Raw genomic sequence first — 19,304 nt, forward strand, 5'->3', positions numbered from 1 at the left:
AATCAGGCGGCGGTCACCTTACAATGCCCCACCCTCGGCCGGCCGATGCCATGATAGAGATATCCCAGTGTAGTTAGTTCCGACGGATCGTAAATATTGCGCCCGTCGAACAGCACCGGCATGCGCATCAGGCCGCGTACACGGCCGAAATCGGGCTGGCGGAACTGCTTCCACTCGGTCACCAGCACCAGTGCGTCGGCCCCTTCGACGCAGGCGTAAGGGCAATCGCCCAGTTGCAGTTGGCCACTGGCAAGCGCCTGCGGGTAACGTGCCGCCACCCCCGCCAACGCAGCCGGGTCGCAGGCCCGCACCCGCACCCCGGCCGCCAGCAAGGCATCGAGCAGCACCAGGCTGGGCGCTTCGCGCAAGTCGTCGGTGCCCGGCTTGAACGCCAGCCCCCACAGCGCCACCTGGCGCCCACGCATGAACCCGCCAAAATGCTGCTGCAAGGCCTGGAACAACAGGGTCTTCTGCTCGGCATTGCGCGCCTGTACCGCCTTGAGGATGCTCGGCTCGAAGCCCTGCTGCTCGGCGCAATGCACCAGCGCCCGCACATCCTTGGGGAAGCACGAGCCGCCGTAGCCGCAACCTGCGTAGATGAAATGGCTGCCGATGCGCTTGTCGCTGCCGATGCCATGGCGCACCTGCTCGATGTCCACCCCCAGGTGAGCACACAGGCCGGCCAGTTCGTTGACGAAGGATATCTTGGTGGCCAAAAAGGCATTGGCCGCGTACTTGGTGAACTCGGCGGCACGCGGGGTCATCAGCAGAATGCGCTCGCGGTTGCGCACGAACGGTGCATACAGCCGTTGCAGGCGCTGCCCGGCCTGTTCGCTGTCGTGGCCGATGATGATGCGGTCAGGGCGCAGGAAGTCCTCGATGGCGCTGCCTTCCTTGAGAAACTCAGGGTTGCTCGCCACCTCCACGGCAAAACGCGCACCGCGCTCGCGCAGGCCGGCAGCGATGTGCCGGGCAACCCGCTCGGCACTGCCCACCGGCACCGTCGACTTGTTCACTACCAGGCAGGCACGCGGCAGATGGCGGCCCAGGCTGTCGGCCACCGCCAGCACATGCTGAAGGTCGGCCGAACCGTCTTCAAGGCTTGGCGTGCCGACAGCGACGAACACCACCTCGGCCTTGGCCAGGGCCGGGTGCCACTGGTCGGTGAACGACAGCTGGCCACTGTGCAGGCCCTCTTGCAACAGGGCTTGCAGGCCGGGTTCGTAGATCGGGCAGTGGCCCCCGCGCAACTGGGCCAGGCGCGCCTGGTCGCGCTCCAGGCAGACCACGCGGTTACCCATTTCGGCAAAACAGGCCGCCGTGACCAACCCCACGTACCCTGCCCCGATCACACACAGCTCCATGGCCACGCTCCTGGCTAGATGTTGCGGCCATTGCAGCGGGCTGGCGTTGCAGCATGGTGACGGGTGTGGGGCAGGCAGATGACGGTGGTAACGGCCATCGCGAAGCACGCGCGCTCCTCCGGGGCCATTGCCCGTTGTTGAATCACGGCTTGCAACGCCATTCGTGATTTCAGATCAAAGGACCTTGGCCTGCCGGGCGCTTAATCCGCCCGAGCAAAAGCCGCACACTGCCGGCCATCCGCTGGAACACCGACCACACTGTCCCGGCACCTTCACTGATCAGGAGTTCCCCCATGAGCATTCCATCCTTCGGCCTGGGCACCTTCCGCCTGACCGGCCAAGCCGTCATCGACTCGGTCAAGGCCGCACTGGAACTGGGCTACCGCGTCATCGACACCGCGCAGATCTACAAAAACGAAGCCGAAGTCGGCCAGGCCATCGCCGAAAGCGGCGTACCGCGCAACGAACTGTTCATCACCACCAAGATCTGGGTCGACAACTACGCGGCCGACAAGCTCATCCCCAGCCTGCGCGAAAGCCTGGCCAAGCTGCGCACCGAGTATGTCGACCTGCTGCTGATTCACTGGCCGGCCCCGGGCAACGGCGTCGAGTTGCGCGAATACATGACCGCGCTGGCAGAGGCCAAGAAACTCGGCCTGACCCGCCAGATCGGCGTGTCCAACTTCAACATCGAGCTGACCCGCCAGGCTATCGAAGTGGTTGGCAAAGGCGAGATCGCCACCAACCAGGTCGAACTCAGCCCGTACCTGCAAAACCGCAAGCTGGCGGCATTTCTGCAGGAACAAGGCATCACCGTGACCTCGTACATGACCCTGGCCTACGGCAAGGTGCTCAAGGACCCGGTGTTGGCCGAGATCGCTGCCAAGCACAAGGCGACTGTGGCCCAAGTGGCGTTGGCCTGGGCCATGCAGCTGGGTTATGCGGTGATTCCGTCATCGACCAAGCGCGAGAACCTGGCCAGTAACCTGCTTGCCCAGAGCCTGCGCCTGGATACCGAGGATATGGCGCGTATCGAGGAGTTGGAGCGCAACGGCCGTGAAGTCAGCCCGGACGGGCTGGCGCCGGCTTGGGACTGACCATTCGCAGAGCACCGCTCCTACAGGTACAGCGCTGGATTCAGGCTTCGCGCGATCCTGTAGGAGCCGGCTTGCCGGCGATCACCGGCACAGCCGGTGCCTGCATTCGCCTGTGCCGGCCCTATCGCCGGCAAGCCGGCTCCTACAGGGGGCGCGCTAGATTTTAGAAATTGAACAAGACAGTTGCTCCTACACAAGATGCGCGGCGTTTGTAAGCCTGCCTTGACCTTTAATGACATTTGCACCGCGGAGTTCCCGATGAGCACGCTTTCCCCCAAACGGGTCCTGTTCGCCCTGGCCATCGGCGCCTTCGGCATCGGCACCACCGAATTCACCCCCATGGGCCTGCTGCCGGTGATCGCCGAAGGCGTCGATGCCAGCATCCCCAGCGCCGGCATGCTGATCACCGCCTACGCCATCGGCGTGATGGTCGGCGCGCCGATCATGACCCTGCTGTTCAGCCGCTTCGGCAAACGGGCCGCGCTGATGATGCTGATGGGCATTTTCACCGTCGGCAACCTGCTCTCGGCCTTGGCGCCGGACTACTACACCCTGCTGGCCTCGCGCCTGATCACCAGCCTCAACCACGGCGCCTTCTTCGGCCTGGGCGCGGTGGTGGCGGCCAGCGTGGTGCCCAAGGACAAGCAGGCCAGCGCCGTGGCCACCATGTTCATGGGCCTGACCATCGCCAATATCGGCGGCGTACCGGCCGCCACCTGGCTGGGCCAGCAGGTTGGCTGGCGCATGGCCTTTGCCGGCACTGCGGTGCTCGGCCTGCTGGCCATCGCCGCGCTGTGGCTGGCCCTGCCCAAGGGTGAGCGCGGCCAGGTGCCCCATGTGCGCAAGGAGCTGGCGGTAATCGCCCGCCCCAGCGTGCTGCTGGCCATGGCCACCACGGTGCTGGGTGCCGGCGCCATGTTCACCCTGTACACCTATGTGGCCCCGGTGCTGGCCGAACTGACCGGCGCTTCCGATGCTTTCATCACCCTGGGCCTGGTATTGATCGGGGTCGGTTTCACCCTCGGCAACAGCCTGGGCGGCAAGCTGGCGGACTGGTCGCTGGATGGTGCCGCGCGGATCTTCCTCGGCGCGCTGGCGGTGATCATGCTGCTGATGCCGCTGGTGCTGGGCAGCCACATCGGTGCGGCCATCGCCCTGCTGGTGTGGGGCATGTTCACCTTCGCCGTGGTACCACCGCTGCAGATGCGGGTGATGACCGCCGCCATCGAGGCGCCGGGGCTTGCCTCGTCGATCAACGTCGGTGCGTTCAACCTGGGCAATGCCCTGGGCGCAGCATTGGGTGGCGCGGTGATCAGCCTGGACCTGGGTTATGGCGCAGTGCCGATGGCTGGCGGCGGGCTGGCGGCGGCCGGGCTGCTGCTGGTGTGGCTGGGCGGGCGTGGCAAGGTAGCCAAACAGGTGGCCAGCAGCGTTTGACCCGCGCCCTGTAGGAGCCGGCTTGCCAGCGATAGGGCCGGCAGCCCGAGCACATCTTTGCAGGCCCGGCCTCATCGCCGGCAAGCCGGGTCCTACAGGGGAGCATCATTTCGCCTGGCGAAACTATCAAGTGCCGCCAAGGAGCATTCCCCCTCCCGTACCACAGGGCTACGCTTCACCGGGCCAAGAGTAAACAGCCCACAGGAGCCCGCCCATGTCCCGCCCACCGCTGCCCCCCTTCACCCTTGAAACCGCCATCGAAAAAGTGCGCCTGGCCGAAGACGGCTGGAACAGCCGCGACCCGGCCAAGGTCGCCCTGGCCTACACCCTCGACACCCGCTGGCGCAACCGCGTGGACTTCTGCCGCAACCGCGACGAAGCCCAGGCGTTTCTGGTGCGCAAGTGGAACCGCGAACACGACTACCGTCTGATCAAGGAACTGTGGGCCTTCGCCGGCAACCGCATCGCCGTGCGCTACGCCTATGAATACCGCGATGACAGTGGCCAGTGGTACCGCGCCTACGGCAACGAGAACTGGGCGTTCGCCGAGGACGGCCTGATGCGCGAGCGCCACGCCAGCATCAACGAACAGCCCATCAGCGAAGCCGAACGCAAGTTCCGCTGGCCGCTGGGGCGCCGCCCCGACGATCATCCCGGTTTGAGCACCTTCGGTTTCTGAGGCGCAGGACAGCGCTGGTGCAGGCTGCAAGCGCCTGACTCAACGCGTGGGAGCGGGCTTGCCCCGCGAAGGATGACACCGGCTGAGCCGGTTCGCAGGGCAAGCCCGCTCCCACAGGGATTGCTCGGTTGGCCAGTTTTTTACACGCCTCCTGCGCAGCTCAAGGGCAGCACCCGCCCTACAGCGGGTAGCGCACAAACGCCTCATCAGTGAGCGTTTCGATCAACGCCGTTTGCGCAACCTCACGCGCGGCGCCGACCTCGTCACTCTGCTTCAGGTACTCCCACTCCTTCAAGCTGCCGGCACGGGCACCAAGCGCCTCCAGTTGGTCGTAAAAAGGTTGATCACAGGCGTTGAAACGCTCGGCATAAGCCTTGCGCAAGTAGGCCTGCCAAAAAGGCCGCTGCATCAGCGACTGCCCCTGGCGTGCGCTGCGCTCGGCAACCAGCACCTGGCCTCGCACCTGCAACAGGCGCTTGCCGGACACCCCCGCGGCAACGCCATAGCGCATGGCCTGCGGCTGCCCGGGCAAGCCCAGGGTTTCAGCCAGGCGCACGCGGTATGCCAGGCGCACCTCGATCTCGTCGACATCCTGCTCATCATCCTCGAGACGCTCCTGGATATCCTCGGCCGCGGCCTTGTCGACCTCATCGAGCCTGAACAGCGAACGCCCCAGCCGCATCAGCTCCGCTTCCGCCGCCTGACCCTCCAGCCCTGCGGTACGCAGGTGCACCCAGGACTGCACCTCCAGCTGGCTGAACACCAGGCTCACGCTGTCACTGCAGGACGTCGGCTCACCGGCCAGCTCGAACAAGCGCTGGCGCAGCTCGGTGTTCTGCTCACAGGCCTCGAGCACTTCCCAGACACGGCGCCCCAGCTCCCCGCTCTGGCGTCGGTAATCCTCGGTGTCATGCAGGTCGGCCAACAACTGGAAGAGGTCTTCCGAGCCTGGTTCTGCGCTCAGCGCATTCCATTGCAACTGGCGCGGCAGGCGCTGGTCGGTTTCCAGCATGGCCAACCAGGCATCGCGATTTGCGTCGCCAAGGGCGGCATGGGCCGCCAGGCTGCGCGGGCGCTCCACCGCGCCGCGCTCGAAACTGTGGCGCCGGGCCTCACTCACCGCGTCCAGCGGGTTATCGTGCAGGTGAATGCGTGCCAGCAGGCGGGCAGGCTGCGTGTAGTACGCGGCATCCAGGTGGGTGATGCGGTTGTTGCGCAGGTCGGCAAACTCGAGGTTGGCCTGTTGCACCAAACCCTCGGGCACTTCTGTGAGCCCGGTACTGCGCAGGTTGACCTGGCGCAGATGGCGCAGGCCGGTCAGGCGCGGCCCCGCAACCAGGGCATTGCGGCTCAGGTTCAGCTGACGCAACTGGGTCAGGCCGGCCAGCACGTTATTGCCCTGGGTGCTCAGGACGATGCGATTGTCCGCCAGCACCAGGCTGCGCAATTGCGGTAACTGAGCGAGCGCCGGGGGGATTTCGCCAAGGCGATTGCCGCCCAGGTCCAGGTGCTGCAGGCGGCTGAAGCGGCCAATGAAGGTCGGCGCCAGCTCGGTCAGGCCAAGCCTGCGCAAGGTCAGGTGGGTGACATTGTCAAAACGCAGCGGCGCCGCGAGCGACGGCAGCCCGCCGACCACTTCACCTTCGATGCGCAGGTGCACTTCAGCGCTGGCCGAGCGCATCGACTGTAGCCGCCAACCGGCCAGCAACTGCCGGGCTACCCGAGCACGGCTGCGCCGCAGCCCTGCTTCTGCCGTTTGCTGCCAGGCCAGCAGGCCGCTCTTCAAGGTGGTGAGTTGCTGCTGCAACAGGCTCAGGCGACTCCAGACATTGACCTGTTCCTGGATCCGCTCATTGACAAAGAGATAGGCCTGATCGTCGGTTAAGGTCGGGTAGATGCGCTTGAGCACATGGTAGGCCGCACGCAACCCAAACTTGCCATGGCCACTGAGTGGGTAGCCCAGGCGCCCATCGCCCAGACGCACAGGCGGGCGGACATTGCCGCCAACCGGCGCCATGCCGATGGCGCGTGCCACCGCTTCGCGGTCAGCGGCGGCGCGCTGCATGATCGCCTGTTCGAACTGCTCGCCCGAAAGCTCGGGCACCCCCAGCCCCAGGCGCTGCGCCAGGTCCATGTGCAACAACAGGGCCTGGGCCAGGCTGTCGGCTGCGCTTGCCCCGGCCAGGGGTTTGCCTTGCGCATCCAGCGCCAGGTAGCCGTCCTCACCCTTGACGACCTGGCGCACATCCGTGGTTTCTGTCGCCCCTTGTGCAGCCAGCAACGGACCGCCTGCACGCCCATCGCGCAACTCCAGGCGCACGGCGTCGGCCCAGGGGGCCAGCTGATCGCCCAGCGTCAGCGCCAGGCAGCAGGTGTCAGCGTTACCCGCCGCATGCTGGCGCAGCCCGGCAAGCGCGCGGTCCACACGGCTGTCGCGCAGCGCCCAGCGGGCCCTTTCGGCCAGTGCCAGCGGCACCCTTGAAGTCGACAGCAGACGCTGCTGCAGCTCACTGCTTGCCTGTCCGGCGATTTCCTCGGCGCAGCGTGGCGTCAACCCCGGAAAATCACGCAGCAACAGGCGCCCTGCCGCCGTGGTGGTTGGCTGCAAGGCCGCCAACTGCTGGGCCAAGGCCATCGAGCCCAGCCTTGGCGATGCCGCGTACAGTCGGTGGCGCTCGAGGGCATCGAGCAAACGCGCCGGCGCCGGTGCCTGCTCCAGGTGCAGGCGGCGCAACCGCGCTTCATCGAAACCGGTGGCCTCGGCCACGTGCTCGGCAGCGGCATCGCCTACCTCGGCCAGTTCAGGGCCAAGGCGGCGTACCAGTTGCCCCGCCCCCTGCCAGTGCTGAGGACTCTCCAGCGCGTGGCGCCAGCCGCCAGCGCCGTTGTCGAGCAACGCCGGGCGATAGGCACCGGGTCGGCTGGGGTGCTCGATACGCCATGGGGCGCCGGCGGTCTCGCGGCTGACCTGGTAGCGCCCTCCCTGCAGCCGCAAGCGCCCGGCGTCCATGGCGTCGGGCGCGTCGTCCGCCTCCGGCAAGCGATACGCGGCCAGCCCTGGGTCACACAGACGCATCTGCCCGTCCTCGCCTTGCACCGCAACCAGCTCATCGACAAAGCCGACGCGCTCGAGCACCTTGCCCGCTGCCTTCACGCCCACATGCAGGGCTGCCATGGCCGCCACATTGGCGGCAACCGCGAAGACATGCCCCAGGGCGCCTTCGCGGTCGCCCAGTGTCCAGTCCTCATAGCCTTCGTACAGCTCGTAGGTAAGCTGCAGTGCTGCCACCCCGAGCATCGCCAGGCCAAGGCCGGGCACGAACAACCCGGCAAGATTGAACAGGTCCAGCCCCAGCTCCAGGTAACCCTGCAGCCGCGCCTCCCGCGCCGCGCTGTCGGCCTTTTCGGTAGGCACCGCCAGTACCTGGGCATCGCCGAAGATCTTGTCGACCTGGGCCTTGCGCAGATGCACGAACAGCTCACCACTGATCGCTTCACTGCGGCCATCGAGCTCGATGGCGGTGTCACCGGCTTCGGCCAACAGGCCCGCCAGCACCTGGCTGAAGCCGGCACGGTCGGCTTCGCCGATGAAGCGCTGGAAGAACGCAGCGTAGCCAGGCTTGCGAAAGCGCTTGCCCAACCCCTGGTAGAAGCGCTCCCAGGATGCATGCTGGCCCAACTGCAGGTGAGGGTCGCCGGGGAGCCAGGCGATCAGCCCTTCAAGCTTGGCCCCCGGCTTGGCACTCTGGCGAATTTCGAACACCACCGGCCCCACCACCGGCTTACCCAGCAGGCGCAAGCTGAACGGCTTGAGGACTGCGGTTTCGGCGGGAACCGTGGCGCTGGTCGATACCAGCGCCAACAGTAGCCGGTAGCCTTGCTCGTCCAGGTCGCCGGTAAGGCGGGCCAGGTGCAGGCGGGCCGTGAGGTTGGTGCGCAAGACCGCTTGCAGTTGCTGATGCAGCGCATCACGCTTCGGCGCGTCGTCAGGGCTGAAGCGCCTGCCCAGGTAGGCCTGGTATCGCCCCCCGATATCCAGTTCACGGCAGGCCTTTGCAAACAGCTCGGGGGTGAGCGGCTTGGTCTTGCCTTCGCTGTCGACGAAGCTCATGGGTGCGCCGCTGGCATCCAGCACCTGACATTGCGCAAGGGTTGCCTCGTGCGCCTCGAAATTGTGCAGGGCACATGCCAGCAGGCTCTGCTGCGACTGACGGTGTATCGGTGGGTTGCTCAAACTAGGAGAGAGCTGCGGCGGGATTTGCCACCAGGTGCGCTTGAGCACCGACTTGTGCACATCCAGCGTCGGCCCTACCGCCTGCAAAGCCTGACGCAGCTCGTCCTGGGCGTAGTCATCCAGCGCGTGGACCTCGCCCAACAAGGCTGCCAGCTTGTCCTGGGCCTGTTGCTGTTCGAGCAATGCATGCTGCAGGGCATCGCGCTGCTCATCACTGGCGCTCGTCAGCCAGGCAGGCAGACGGTGGGCGATCAGCCCGTCGATGGAGTCGGGGGCAATAGGGGGTGGGGTCATGGTGTCCTGCCTCGGTCGGGTTAAAACCACAGGACACCACCAACCGTTGCCCTGCGTGCGCTACATATGGCTTGCGTGCCGGGCAAGGGCTTCTTCGCTGAGTGTTCGCAGCAAGCCCGCCTGGGCAGTGCTGCGCGCCTGGGCTATGGCTTCGCCGGCCTGCAGGTAGGCTTGGTCCTGAAGGTCGGTTGCACTGTCATAGAGCACCTCCAGTTGCTGGTAAAAAGGCCGGTCAAGGTGCTCGAAGCGTTCAGCGAAGCGTTCACGCAGATGCTCCAGCCAAAAGTCACGCCCCTGCAGGGAGTCCACCAGTGCCTGTGGCGTCTCTTCTGCCAGTACCCGCCGACGGGCGGCATCGACATGCGCCTGGGTGACCCCGCTGGCATGGGCGTAACGCATGCTGGCGGGCTGGTCAGGCAGGCCAAGCCGTTCGGCCAGGTTGATTCGATAAGCGAGGAAGATCTCCACGTCGTCCGGTGCAGTGAACTGCCCAGGCGCGCTGGCCTGCGCGGCGCGCCAGCCCTGTTCGGCCTGCCGGTAGTGCTCGCTGGCCAGGCGCTGCACCTGGTCGAGGCGGTACATTGCGCGCCCCTCGAGCAGCAGCTCGCGCTCCAGCGCCGCGCCCGCAAGCCCGGCCGTGCGGCGGAGCACCCGGGTGCGCGTCTCCAGGGCACTGAACAGCAGCAGCAAGCGGTCGGCGCAACTGCCAGGCCCGGCGGCCTGTTGAAACACGGCCTCACGGATCTGCTCGTTCTGTTCACAGCATTCGACCACCTGCCAGACCCGGTCACGCCAGGCACCTGGGGCCTGATGAAATTCCACGGCTTGGGCCAAGTCACCGAGAAAGCGGAAGAAGTCCTCCCCGCCCGGTGCCTGACGCAGGCTCTGCCAGCGGGCCCGGCGACCGGCCCGGCGCCTGTCGAGCATCCCGCCCAGCAAGCGCTGCAGGGTGGCATCGTCATCCACCACATGGGCATGGCCGGCGGCCCCTTCGCTGGCTGGCAGTGCGGCGGCCAGACGCTCGGCGCTTTGTGCGGCCAGGGGGTTGTCATGCAGGGCCAGGCGCTGGAGGCGCTGCTGGGGTTCGGCAAGCAGCGTTGGCTCAAGGTGCTGGATCTGGTTGCCACGCAAGTCGCCACGCTCCAGCAGGGGTAGCTGCAGGGCATCTGGCGGCACCTCGTCCAACGCACAGGCGCGCAAGCTGAACTGGCGTAACCGGCGCAACCTGGCAAAGTCCGGGCGCAGCCCCAGCGGGTTGTGCCCCAGGTCGAGGCGCTGCAAACCGCTCAACTGGTCGAGGCGGCCCTGGCCTGCGGCATCCAGCACGATGCGGTTGTCGCCCAGGCGCAGGTCCTGCAACTGGGTCAACTGCTCCAGGCCCTCGGGGAAGCGGCCTAGCCGGTTATGTCGCAGGTTAAGTACGCGCAGGTTGGGGAAATGCTGGAAAAATTCGGGGCTGATTGCCTCCAGGGCCATGTCGCGCAACGTCAACTCGGTAATGTGCTGAAAGCGCAATCCAGCAGGCAAAGCGGGCAGGCTGCCGACCCGCGCACCGTCGAGGGTCAGGCGATGCTCGATGGCACCGTAGCTGCCGGCCTTGCGCCGCCAGCAGCGGCGAATATCCCTGCCGACCCGTTGCCGGCTGAGCAGGCGGGCAAAGGGGGTGGTTTGCTGCCCCCAGCGGCTCAGCGCTTCATTCAACGCCGCAAGCTGCGTTTGCAGGGTGCGCACATGCTCCCACAGCCCGATACCCTGCTCGCGCTGGGCATTGAGGTAGGCCTCCCTCTGCGCCACGGTCAGTGTCGGGTAGACCTCATGCACCCCCCTTAACAGCGCTTGGTGAGTGCTTTCTCCACGGCCGCTCAACGGGTAGCCCAGGCGACCGTCGCCCAGGCGTACCGGCGGGCGCAGGCCTGCACCCACCGGTGCCAGGCCGATCGCCCGGGCGGCCTGTTCGCGCTGCCCGGCAGCCTGGCGGGCCAAGCGCTCAGCCAGACGGTCTGCGGTAACTGGCCCGAGCCGGGCCTGCTGCGCTGGCGCAAGCCAATGCGCAAGGGCCTGCGCGAGGCTGTCGCTCGGCGTCGAGGCCGGCAACCGCTCACCGTCAGCGTCCAGGCAGGTATACCCCTGGCCACCGCGCACGATCAGCCGGGGGTGCGCGGCCTGCTCATCCCCCGCCCGTGCCACCAGCGTGCCCTGCGCACTGCCCTCGCGAATCTCAAGGCCTATGCCTTCGGGCCAGGGCGCCAGCTCGTCGAGCATGGCCAGGGCCAGGCGTTCGCTGTCTTCAGCAACCGGGCCCGCCTCACGCAAACCGGCACAGGCGCGGTTCAGCCGACCGTCACGCAGCAACCAGCGCGCCCGCTCGGCCAACGCCAGCGGCACCCGTTGCTGCTCAAGCAAAGTGTCGTGCTGCACATCGGTGGCCTGCTCGACGAGCTCGCGGGCACCGCGCCGGCTCAACCCGGGAAAGTCACGCAGCACAACCTGCGCGGCAGCGTCGGGTGCCGCCCCATCTGCCAGCAGCTGCGCCTGCAGCGCCTCATGCCCAAGCGTGGGCTGGCGCTGACGCAGCCGCTGGCGCGCCAAGGCATCTTCCAGCAAGGCCGGAGCCTGTGCCTCTTCGAGCAACAGCCTGCGCAGCTGGTCTTGCGAGTAGCCTGTACCCTGCAACAGCTGCGTCGCTTGCTCGTCGCTGACCGTGGACATTGCCCCGCCCAATGCCCGCAGCAACCCGCCAGGGCCTTGCTGATCGGCCGCTAGCGGCTGCTCGGCCAGCCTGAACGCACCCGATGCCCCGACGCGAGGGGTCAGGGCATCGACGAATGCCCGGCGCGGCAGCAACCGGCCTACCCCCTCGCTGGCACCCGCCAGCACCCCCCCGCTGGCAACGATCCCGGCAACATCGAAGGCATGCCCGAGCGCGGCTTCGCGGTCGCCCTGCAGCCACGCCTCATAGCCTTCGTAGATGTCCCCAACCACCTGCGCAGCGGTCACCCCCAGCATGACCACGCCCAGTGCCGGCACGAACAGTGAGGCCAGGCCGAGCAGGGTCAGGCCGGCCTCGTAGTAGCCGCGCAAGCGCAGGTCGCGCGCCGCGCGGTCCTCATCGCCGGTGGGCACCACCAGCACCCGGGCATCGTCCAGCAACTTGTCGACATGCACTTTGGCGAGGTGGCCAAATAGCTCGCCTGCGACAGCGACATGCCGACCGTCCAGTTCGACCGGTGTCGCAACCGGCGCCTTTGCCAGCAAGCCCTGGAGGCGCCTTGCGAAGTCGAGGCGGTCACGCTCGCGCAAGAAGCGCTGGAAAAACGCCTGGTAGCCCTTGTTCGCCAGGCGCCCGGCCAAGGCGGTATAGAGCGCCGGCCAGGACGGATGCCAGTTGAAGGGGCTGACCAGGTCGTCGGGGATCCATGTCAGCACCCCTTCGGGCTTGCCCGCGGCGCTGACCTCCACAGCGACCACACCGACCAGCGGCTTGCCCAGCAAGCGCAGGTCATGGGGCACCAGGGTGGTGGCCTCGTCGTTTGCCGGGGCGTTTTCGAACAGCCGGCTCAGGCGCTTGAAGGCTTGCTCACGCAGCAAACCGCGCAGGCTTTCAAGGTGTGCGGCAGCCTCGAAGTTGGCCCGATACGCCTTTGCCAGGTGTTGCACGATGCCGCCACCAGCGCTCAATACAGATGCCAGATAGCGCTGGTATTGGCTACCCAGGTCCAGCGTGCGGCACAGCTCGATGAAGCTTGCCGGGGTCAAGGCAAGGCGAGTGCCCTTTTCATCATACAGCGCGCTCTGTGGCGAGAACGCCTCACCAGGCATGAAGTTGTGCATCGCTGCAACCAGCAGTTGCTGGTCCGACACGAAGGGCTCATAGCGCCGTATCGGCCCGCCCGGATAGGCTGGCGGATGGGGCAATAACCTGACCTTGCGCAAGCGGCTGCGGCGCACGTCCAGCACGCGCTGGGTGGCACCGCGCAAGGCTTCTGCCAGCAACGGCGCGGCAAACTCGTCCGGTGGCGTAACCGCCTGCAGCACTTGGCGGACATTAGCCTGGGCGCGCTCCTGAGCGAGCAACGCTGCCTGCAGCGCGGCACGCTGCTGCTCAGTCGCACTGACCAGCCAGGCGGGCATCTGCCGGGCAATGAAGTGGTCGATGGAAGTCTCGGGGAAGGCTGTGGAAGTTGCCATGGCTGGCTCCTGTCTGAATGGCGGGAGCGACAGTCAAGCGGGGCGTGGCCATGGCCAGGTGGTAGTTACTGCTGCTTGACCCAGCCAGCGCACCAGGGCGCACCCGGCAAAGGTCGTCAACAGCGAGCCAAGTACATGGGCGTGTAGCGTGGCCACTGAATTACAGGCATAAAAAAAGAGGCCTTTCGGCCTCTTTTTTTTGATCCCGGCGACGCACCGAGGATCGAATTTGGAGCGGGAAACGAGACTCGAACTCGCGACCCCGACCTTGGCAAGGTCGTGCTCTACCAACTGAGCTATTCCCGCGTCGTGATGGGGGCTATTCTAGCGATTTGCCGAATGGCGTCAACCCCTTGATTCAAAAAAACTTTATTTCTGCTCCGAGCCTTCGCGCAGGTGCGGCCAGGCGGCCAGCAGGTAATGCATCATCGACCACAGCGTCAGCCCCGCCGCCACCAACAGCAGGCCGTAGCCGAGTATCACCCAGAAGGTCAGCACCGGCGGGTTGGCCAGCAGAATCACCAGCGCCAGCATCTGCGCGGCGGTTTTCCACTTGCCCAGGTTCGACACCGCAACGTGCGCGCGGGCACCCAGTTCGGCCATCCACTCGCGCAGCGCCGACACCACGATCTCGCGGCCGATGATCACCGCTGCCGGCAGCGTGAGCCAGAAGTTGGCGTGCACCTGCACCAGCAGCACCAGGGCCACGGCCACCATCAGCTTGTCCGCCACCGGGTCGAGGAAGGCGCCGAAGGGCGTGCTCTGCTGCAGCCGACGGGCCAGGTAGCCGTCCAGCCAGTCGGTGGCCGCAGCGATGGCGAACACCGTGCTGGCGGCCATGTAGCTCCAGTGATAGGGCACATAGAACAGCAGGATGAAGATCGGGATGAGCAGGACGCGTAGAACGGTGAGCAGGTTTGGAATATTCATCGGTACGACTGGCTGCGAGTTGAGCCCGGCATTCTACTCGCTATGCAGGCTGGCATAAATCGACTCGGCAAGCTTTTTACTGATCCCGGGGGCCTTGGCGATCTCGTCGATACTGGCGCGGTTGAGCTCCTGCAGGCCGCCGAAATGTTTCAGCAGGTCACGCCGGCGCTTGGGCCCTACCCCGGCCACGTCTTCCAGGCTGGAGGTACGCCGCGCCTTGCCGCGCCGGGCACGGTGGCCGGTGATGGCAAAACGGTGGGCCTCGTCGCGGATCTGCTGGATCAAGTGCAGCGCCGGGTTGTCGCCCTTGAGGGTGAACTCGTGGGCCACATCGTTCAGGTAGAGGGTTTCGAAACCGGCCTTGCGGGTTACGCCCTTGGCCACGCCAAGCAAGGTCAGGTCGCTGAAGCCCAGTTCCTGCATCACCTCGCGGGCCATGTTCAACTGGCCCTTGCCGCCGTCCACCAGCAGCACGTCGGGCAGCTTGCCCTCGCCATCCTTGATGCGCCCGTAGCGGCGCTGCAGCGCCTGGTGCATGGCGGCGTAGTCATCGCCGGCGGTGACGCCTTCGATGTTGAAACGCCGGTAGTCGGACTTGAGCGCGCCCTCGGGGCCGAACACCACGCAAGAGGCCACGGTGGCCTCGCCGCTGGAGTGGCTGATGTCGTAGCACTCCAGGCGCTGGGGCACTTCGTCCAGGTGCAGCACCTGGGCCAGGGCCTCGAAGCGCGCCGCCATGTGCTGGCGGTTGGCCAGGCGCGCGTTGAGCGCCTGCTCGGCGTTGGTCACCGCCAGTTGCTGCCAGCGCGCGCGGGTGCCGCGCACCCGGTGGCTGATGGTGATTTCGCGACCGCGCAGGGTGTGCAGCGCCTCGCTGATGGCTTCAAAGTCCTCGTGCACCACGTTGACGATCAGTTCACCCGGCAGCTCGCGCTCGGCGTTACCCAGGTAGTACTGCGACAGGAATGCGGCCATCACCTCGGCCACTTCCTCCTCGATGCCCACCTGCGGGAAGAAGTTCTTGCTACCCAGTACCCGGCCACCGCGCACGCTGATCAGGTGCACACAGGCACCGCCCGGGTTGACGAAGGCCGCCACCACATCGACGTCGCCCGAGCCGCCCTCCATGTACTGCTGGTCCTGTACCCGGCGCAGCAGCGCGACCTGGTCACGCAGTTCGGCAGCCTTCTCGAAGTTCAGGGCCATGGCGGCCGCTTCCATCTCGGCGTTGAGTTCGTTGCCCAGTTGCTGGCTTCGGCCCTCGAGGAACATCACCGAATGGCGCACGTCCTCAGCATATTCGGCCGGTTCCACCAAACCCACACAAGGCCCCTTGCAGCGCTTGATCTGGTACTGCAGGCACGGGCGGGTGCGGTTGGCGTAATAGCTGTCCTCGCACTGGCGCACCGAAAAAGCCTTTTGCAGAAGGCTCAGGCTTTCGCGAATGGCGCCGGCGCTGGGGTACGGTCCAAAGTAACGGCCCTTGGCCTTCTTGGCGCCGCGATGAATCCCCAGGCGTGGGAATTCACCGTCAGACAGGAACACATAGGGGTAGGACTTATCGTCACGCAGCAGGATGTTGTAAGGCGGCCGCCATTGCTTGATCAGCGTCTGCTCCAGCAGCAGCGCCTCGGTCTCGTTGGCGGTGATGGTGGTTTCGACCTGCGCGATGCGGCCTACCAGCGCAGCGGTCTTGGGCGCCAGGCCGGTCTTGCGAAAGTAACTGGCCAGGCGTTTCTTGAGGTTCTTGGCCTTGCCCACGTAGAGCAGACGCGCCTCGGCATCAAACATCCGGTACACGCCCGGGCGGCCGCTGCACGTGGCCAAAAAGGCACTGGCATCAAAGGTGTGTGACATGGGGTGTGCTTAGAGACTTGCGTCGACCATACCGTGGCGGACGGCCAGCAGCGTCAGTTCGACGTCGCTTGTGACCGAGAGTTTTTCGAAAATCCGATAACGGTAAGTATTGACGGTCTTGGGTGACAGACACAACTTGTCAGAGATGATCTGCACTTTCTGGCAGCCGACGATCATCAGGGCGATCTGGATTTCCCGCTCCGACAGCGTGTCGAACGGCGAGCCCTGGGGCTGGAACGACTTGAGCGCCAGCTGCTGGGCGATCTGCGGGCTGATATAGCGTTGCCCGGCGAAGGCCAGGCGGATGGCCTGGACCATTTCGTCGAGCCCTGCGCCTTTGGTCAGGTAGCCGGCGGCGCCTGCCTGCATCAGGCGGGTGGGAAACGGGTCTTCTTCGCACACGGTCACTGCCACCACCTTGATGTCGGGGTGGCTGCGCAGCAGTTTGCGGGTTGCTTCCAGCCCACCGATCCCTGGCATCTTCACGTCCATCAACACCACGTCCGGCTTCAGCTCGCGGGCAAGCTTGAGTGCGGACTCGCCCGAGTCTGCCTCACCCACCACCTGCAGGCCATCGATGTCAGCCAGCATGCGCGTGATGCCGGTACGCACCAGATCGTGATCGTCGACCACCAGGACCCTTATCAAGCATGCACCTCGTCAGTGGGGCGATTGGATCCCGCCACCTTAACAAAATTTTTCACCGGCGACCTAGTGGCCTGAACGGTTAATTAGGCCGCCCGGATAGCTACCGGCGACCCTCGCGCTCACTGGCGCAAGCCGTTAAGGAAGCCGGCTTGGCGCTCGAAACGGCGAATGACCATTGGCTGCTCCTCCCCCGCCTCGCCGGCAAGCCGGCTGAGCAAGTGCCAGACAGCCGCCTGGTCGTCTGCCGGCAGGCGGCGGAAGGCGCCGAGCAGGCGATCTTCGTCGGTGGTGAGGCTGTCGATAGGGGCCGGGGTCGGGGTGCCGGTCAGTACGTAGAGGGCATCGACGCCGCGGGCGGCAACGGCGGCCAGGTAGTCCATGCGCGGCGTACGCTCGCCGCTTTCGTACTTGCCCTGGGCGTTGGGCTCGACGCCGCCGACATCGCCGAACACCCGTTGGGTAAGCCCCAGGCGTTCGCGCTCTTCTCTCAACCGTGGGCCGAATCCGCTCATCTTTTGCCTCCTTTGCATGGATGGATAACGAGTGCATCCCGCACCCGAGTGAATGCCTGCGCATTCGCCTGGGCACTATGCCAATTGGATCCAATCTATGCAAGCCATCATTGCGCCATGAGCGGGGAGTTTTTTGGGTTCGGGTTCGGGTTCGGGTTCGAGTTCGGGGTCGGGGTCGGGGTCGGGGTCGGGGTCGGGGTCGGGGTCGGGGTCGGGGTCGGGGTCGGGGTCAGGGTCGGGGTTTTATGGTGATTGCTTTGGGAGATGTATGCTCATTCATTGACGATGAAGGCTTTTCGTCACCTTTCCGCCCTTACGGCGGGTCACTTTTTGTCAAACGCGACAAAAAGTAACCAAAAAACGCTGGCTCCCATCATCCGGCCCCCTACGCTGCGCTTCGGGGGTTCCCTCGCTCCGGGCTTGCTCCGGAGGTACGCGCCGACGGGCCGTCCCTGGCCCGATCGGCGCTCGACCGGCATCCATGCCGGTCGCCCTCCTACGCAATCCCTACGCTCGGCCTCCTGAAGTCGCGATTTGTGTTGCCTGAACTATTGCGCGCTTAGAAGCCAGATCAACAGCCAGATCAACAGCTGGGATGTTGGTTTGATTGTTATTGATGTTTTGTTTGTTCGGGCCCTATCGCCGGCTCCTACAGGGGTATGCGTTATCCAAATTGACGCGTTCCACTGTAGGAGCCGGCTTGCCGGCGATTGCAATCCTGAGTTCCCACAAATGGCAACTAGCGACCGAGCTGCGTACTTACAGGCGCCGCCCCTAACTTCGCGACTTCAGGAGGCTTCACTGCGGGATTGCGGAGGGGGGCGACCGGCATGGATGCCGGTCGAGCGCCGATCGGGCCAGGGACGGCCCGTCGGCGCGTACCCCCGGAGCAAGCCCGGAGTGAGGGTACCCCGGAGCGAAGCGCAGGGGCCGGATGAATGGAGCGCACGGTTTTTGGTTACTTTTTTCCACGAAAAAAAGTAACCCGCCGTTGGCGGAAAGGTGAATAAGCGTCACTACAAATAATGAATGCGATTACAACTATAAAAACCAACTAAACCAAAAACAACATACACCACAAAATACACACCACCCGCAAGAGCCTAATCGCCGGCAAGCTCCTACAGAGCCCCCTCATCCACACACCGCTGCATCCGAACAAAACACTCATCGTCCCCCATCTCCACAAACCCATGCCGCCCATAAAGCCCCCGCGCAGGATTACTGCGAAACACCATCAAACGCAGTAAAGGCAAACGCCGGGCCCGCGCCCACCCCGCCAACTGCTCAAGCACCCAGCCCCCCACACCACGCCCACGGTGCTCCGGCAAAAGATGCAACTCGCGAATGAACAACGCTTGGCGATCCTGGCTCAGGCTGCAGAAACCCAATACCTCGCCCTGCTCCACCACCAGCCATTGCTCACGCCAACCCCAGGCTTCATCGAAGGCATCCTCGATCCACAGCAGGTCGAATTCGCGGTAATAAGGCAGCATGGCGCGCCGGGTCAGATCGCGGGCGAAGGTCAGGTGAGCATCGCTGGCAGCGACCAACTCAAGGGGCATAGCACACCGGCGAACTACCCGGCCCACGCCGCAGCAATTCGTCCTCCAGCCAATCAGCCAGCACCCGGGCATTGTTGTGCTCGGTATCCTTGCCGGCATACAGCAACGTCAGGTCGCCCTGCTGCGCAAGGTCCAGCAACGGGTACCAATGCTCAGGGTGGGCAGCCAACTCCTGCTGATAACGGTGCGTGAAACCGGCAAAATCCACCTCGCCGGCATGCAACGCCTTGCGCAGTTCGTCGGATGGCGCCACCTCGCGCAGCCATTGACCGTGCAGGTCTTGCTTGCGTCTGTTACGCGGCCATAACCGATCCACCAGCACCCGCTGGCCATCGCCGGGGGCGGCCGATTCATAGACACGCTTGCAATAGATCATGGGCACTCGCTTGGCAATCAGGAGGTGCCTTCTAGACTAGGAGTTCCGTTGACCGAGGTCACGCCTTGGTAACGAATTGTTTCTAGGATTGGAAACCTCCCCCAAGCGTCGATGCCTCGGAGC

At 65.3% G+C, this 19,304-nt stretch carries 12 protein-coding genes and 1 tRNA gene; 3 read left to right on the top strand and 10 right to left on the bottom strand.

Features of this window, described 5'->3' with window-relative positions; all coding sequences use genetic code 11:
- Window positions 1–2: 2 nt before the first annotated feature.
- Window positions 3–1,364, bottom strand: a complete 1,362-nt coding sequence (locus KSS94_RS17375) for a UDP-glucose dehydrogenase family protein (RefSeq protein ID WP_217839324.1) — start codon at window positions 1,362–1,364, stop codon at window positions 3–5.
- A gap of 293 nt (window positions 1,365–1,657) precedes the next feature.
- Here KSS94_RS17375 and dkgB point away from each other — a divergent pair, with 293 nt between their 5' ends.
- The 3 genes from dkgB (at window position 1,658) to KSS94_RS17390 (ending at window position 4,577) form a co-directional block, all read left to right on the top strand.
- Entirely contained in the window at window positions 1,658–2,461 is an 804-nt protein-coding gene (dkgB, locus tag KSS94_RS17380) for a 2,5-didehydrogluconate reductase DkgB (RefSeq protein ID WP_217839325.1), read from the top strand.
- A 258-nt stretch (window positions 2,462–2,719) separates the two neighbouring features.
- Window positions 2,720–3,898 carry an MFS transporter gene (locus KSS94_RS17385; RefSeq protein ID WP_217839326.1) on the top strand — a complete coding sequence of 393 codons (1,179 nt, stop codon included), beginning with the start codon at window positions 2,720–2,722 and terminating at the stop codon, window positions 3,896–3,898.
- Between the two features lie 214 nt (window positions 3,899–4,112).
- Entirely contained in the window at window positions 4,113–4,577 is a 465-nt protein-coding gene (locus KSS94_RS17390) for a nuclear transport factor 2 family protein (RefSeq protein ID WP_217839327.1), read from the top strand.
- 178 nt (window positions 4,578–4,755) lie between these two features.
- Here KSS94_RS17390 and KSS94_RS17395 read toward each other — a convergent pair whose 3' ends face one another.
- The 9 genes from KSS94_RS17395 to KSS94_RS17435 form a co-directional block, all read right to left on the bottom strand.
- Window positions 4,756–9,105 (bottom strand): NEL-type E3 ubiquitin ligase domain-containing protein, encoded by a 4,350-nt coding sequence (locus KSS94_RS17395; RefSeq protein ID WP_217839328.1) that lies wholly within the window; start codon window positions 9,103–9,105, stop codon window positions 4,756–4,758.
- Window positions 9,106–9,165: 60 nt separating this feature from the next.
- A complete protein-coding gene (locus KSS94_RS17400) occupies window positions 9,166–13,293 on the bottom strand; it encodes an NEL-type E3 ubiquitin ligase domain-containing protein (protein WP_217839329.1) in 4,128 nt (1,375 codons plus the stop codon).
- Between the two features lie 230 nt (window positions 13,294–13,523).
- Window positions 13,524–13,599 (bottom strand) — tRNA-Gly (locus tag KSS94_RS17405).
- A 63-nt stretch (window positions 13,600–13,662) separates the two neighbouring features.
- Window positions 13,663–14,223, bottom strand: a complete 561-nt coding sequence (gene pgsA, locus KSS94_RS17410; RefSeq protein ID WP_217839330.1) for a CDP-diacylglycerol--glycerol-3-phosphate 3-phosphatidyltransferase — start codon at window positions 14,221–14,223, stop codon at window positions 13,663–13,665.
- Window positions 14,224–14,256: 33 nt separating this feature from the next.
- Window positions 14,257–16,080 (bottom strand): excinuclease ABC subunit UvrC, encoded by a 1,824-nt coding sequence (gene uvrC, locus KSS94_RS17415; RefSeq protein WP_217839331.1) that lies wholly within the window; start codon window positions 16,078–16,080, stop codon window positions 14,257–14,259.
- A 9-nt stretch (window positions 16,081–16,089) separates the two neighbouring features.
- Window positions 16,090–16,728: a response regulator transcription factor GacA gene (gene gacA, locus KSS94_RS17420; RefSeq protein ID WP_217839332.1), complete on the bottom strand. Its 639-nt coding sequence runs from the start codon at window positions 16,726–16,728 to the stop codon at window positions 16,090–16,092.
- Window positions 16,729–16,847: 119 nt separating this feature from the next.
- Window positions 16,848–17,240: a helix-turn-helix domain-containing protein gene (locus KSS94_RS17425; protein ID WP_217839333.1), complete on the bottom strand. Its 393-nt coding sequence runs from the start codon at window positions 17,238–17,240 to the stop codon at window positions 16,848–16,850.
- A 1,121-nt stretch (window positions 17,241–18,361) separates the two neighbouring features.
- The gene (locus KSS94_RS17430) at window positions 18,362–18,805 is read right to left on the bottom strand and encodes a GNAT family N-acetyltransferase (protein ID WP_217839334.1); all 444 of its coding nucleotides are present in this window, start codon (window positions 18,803–18,805) and stop codon (window positions 18,362–18,364) included.
- Window positions 18,795–19,181, bottom strand: a complete 387-nt coding sequence (locus tag KSS94_RS17435; protein WP_217839335.1) for a DUF488 domain-containing protein — start codon at window positions 19,179–19,181, stop codon at window positions 18,795–18,797. The genes KSS94_RS17430 and KSS94_RS17435 overlap by 11 nt, the downstream gene beginning before the upstream one ends.
- Window positions 19,182–19,304 lie beyond the last annotated feature (123 nt).

Source organism: Pseudomonas fakonensis, assembly GCF_019139895.1.
Taxonomy (GTDB): Bacteria; Pseudomonadota; Gammaproteobacteria; order Pseudomonadales; family Pseudomonadaceae; genus Aquipseudomonas; species Aquipseudomonas fakonensis.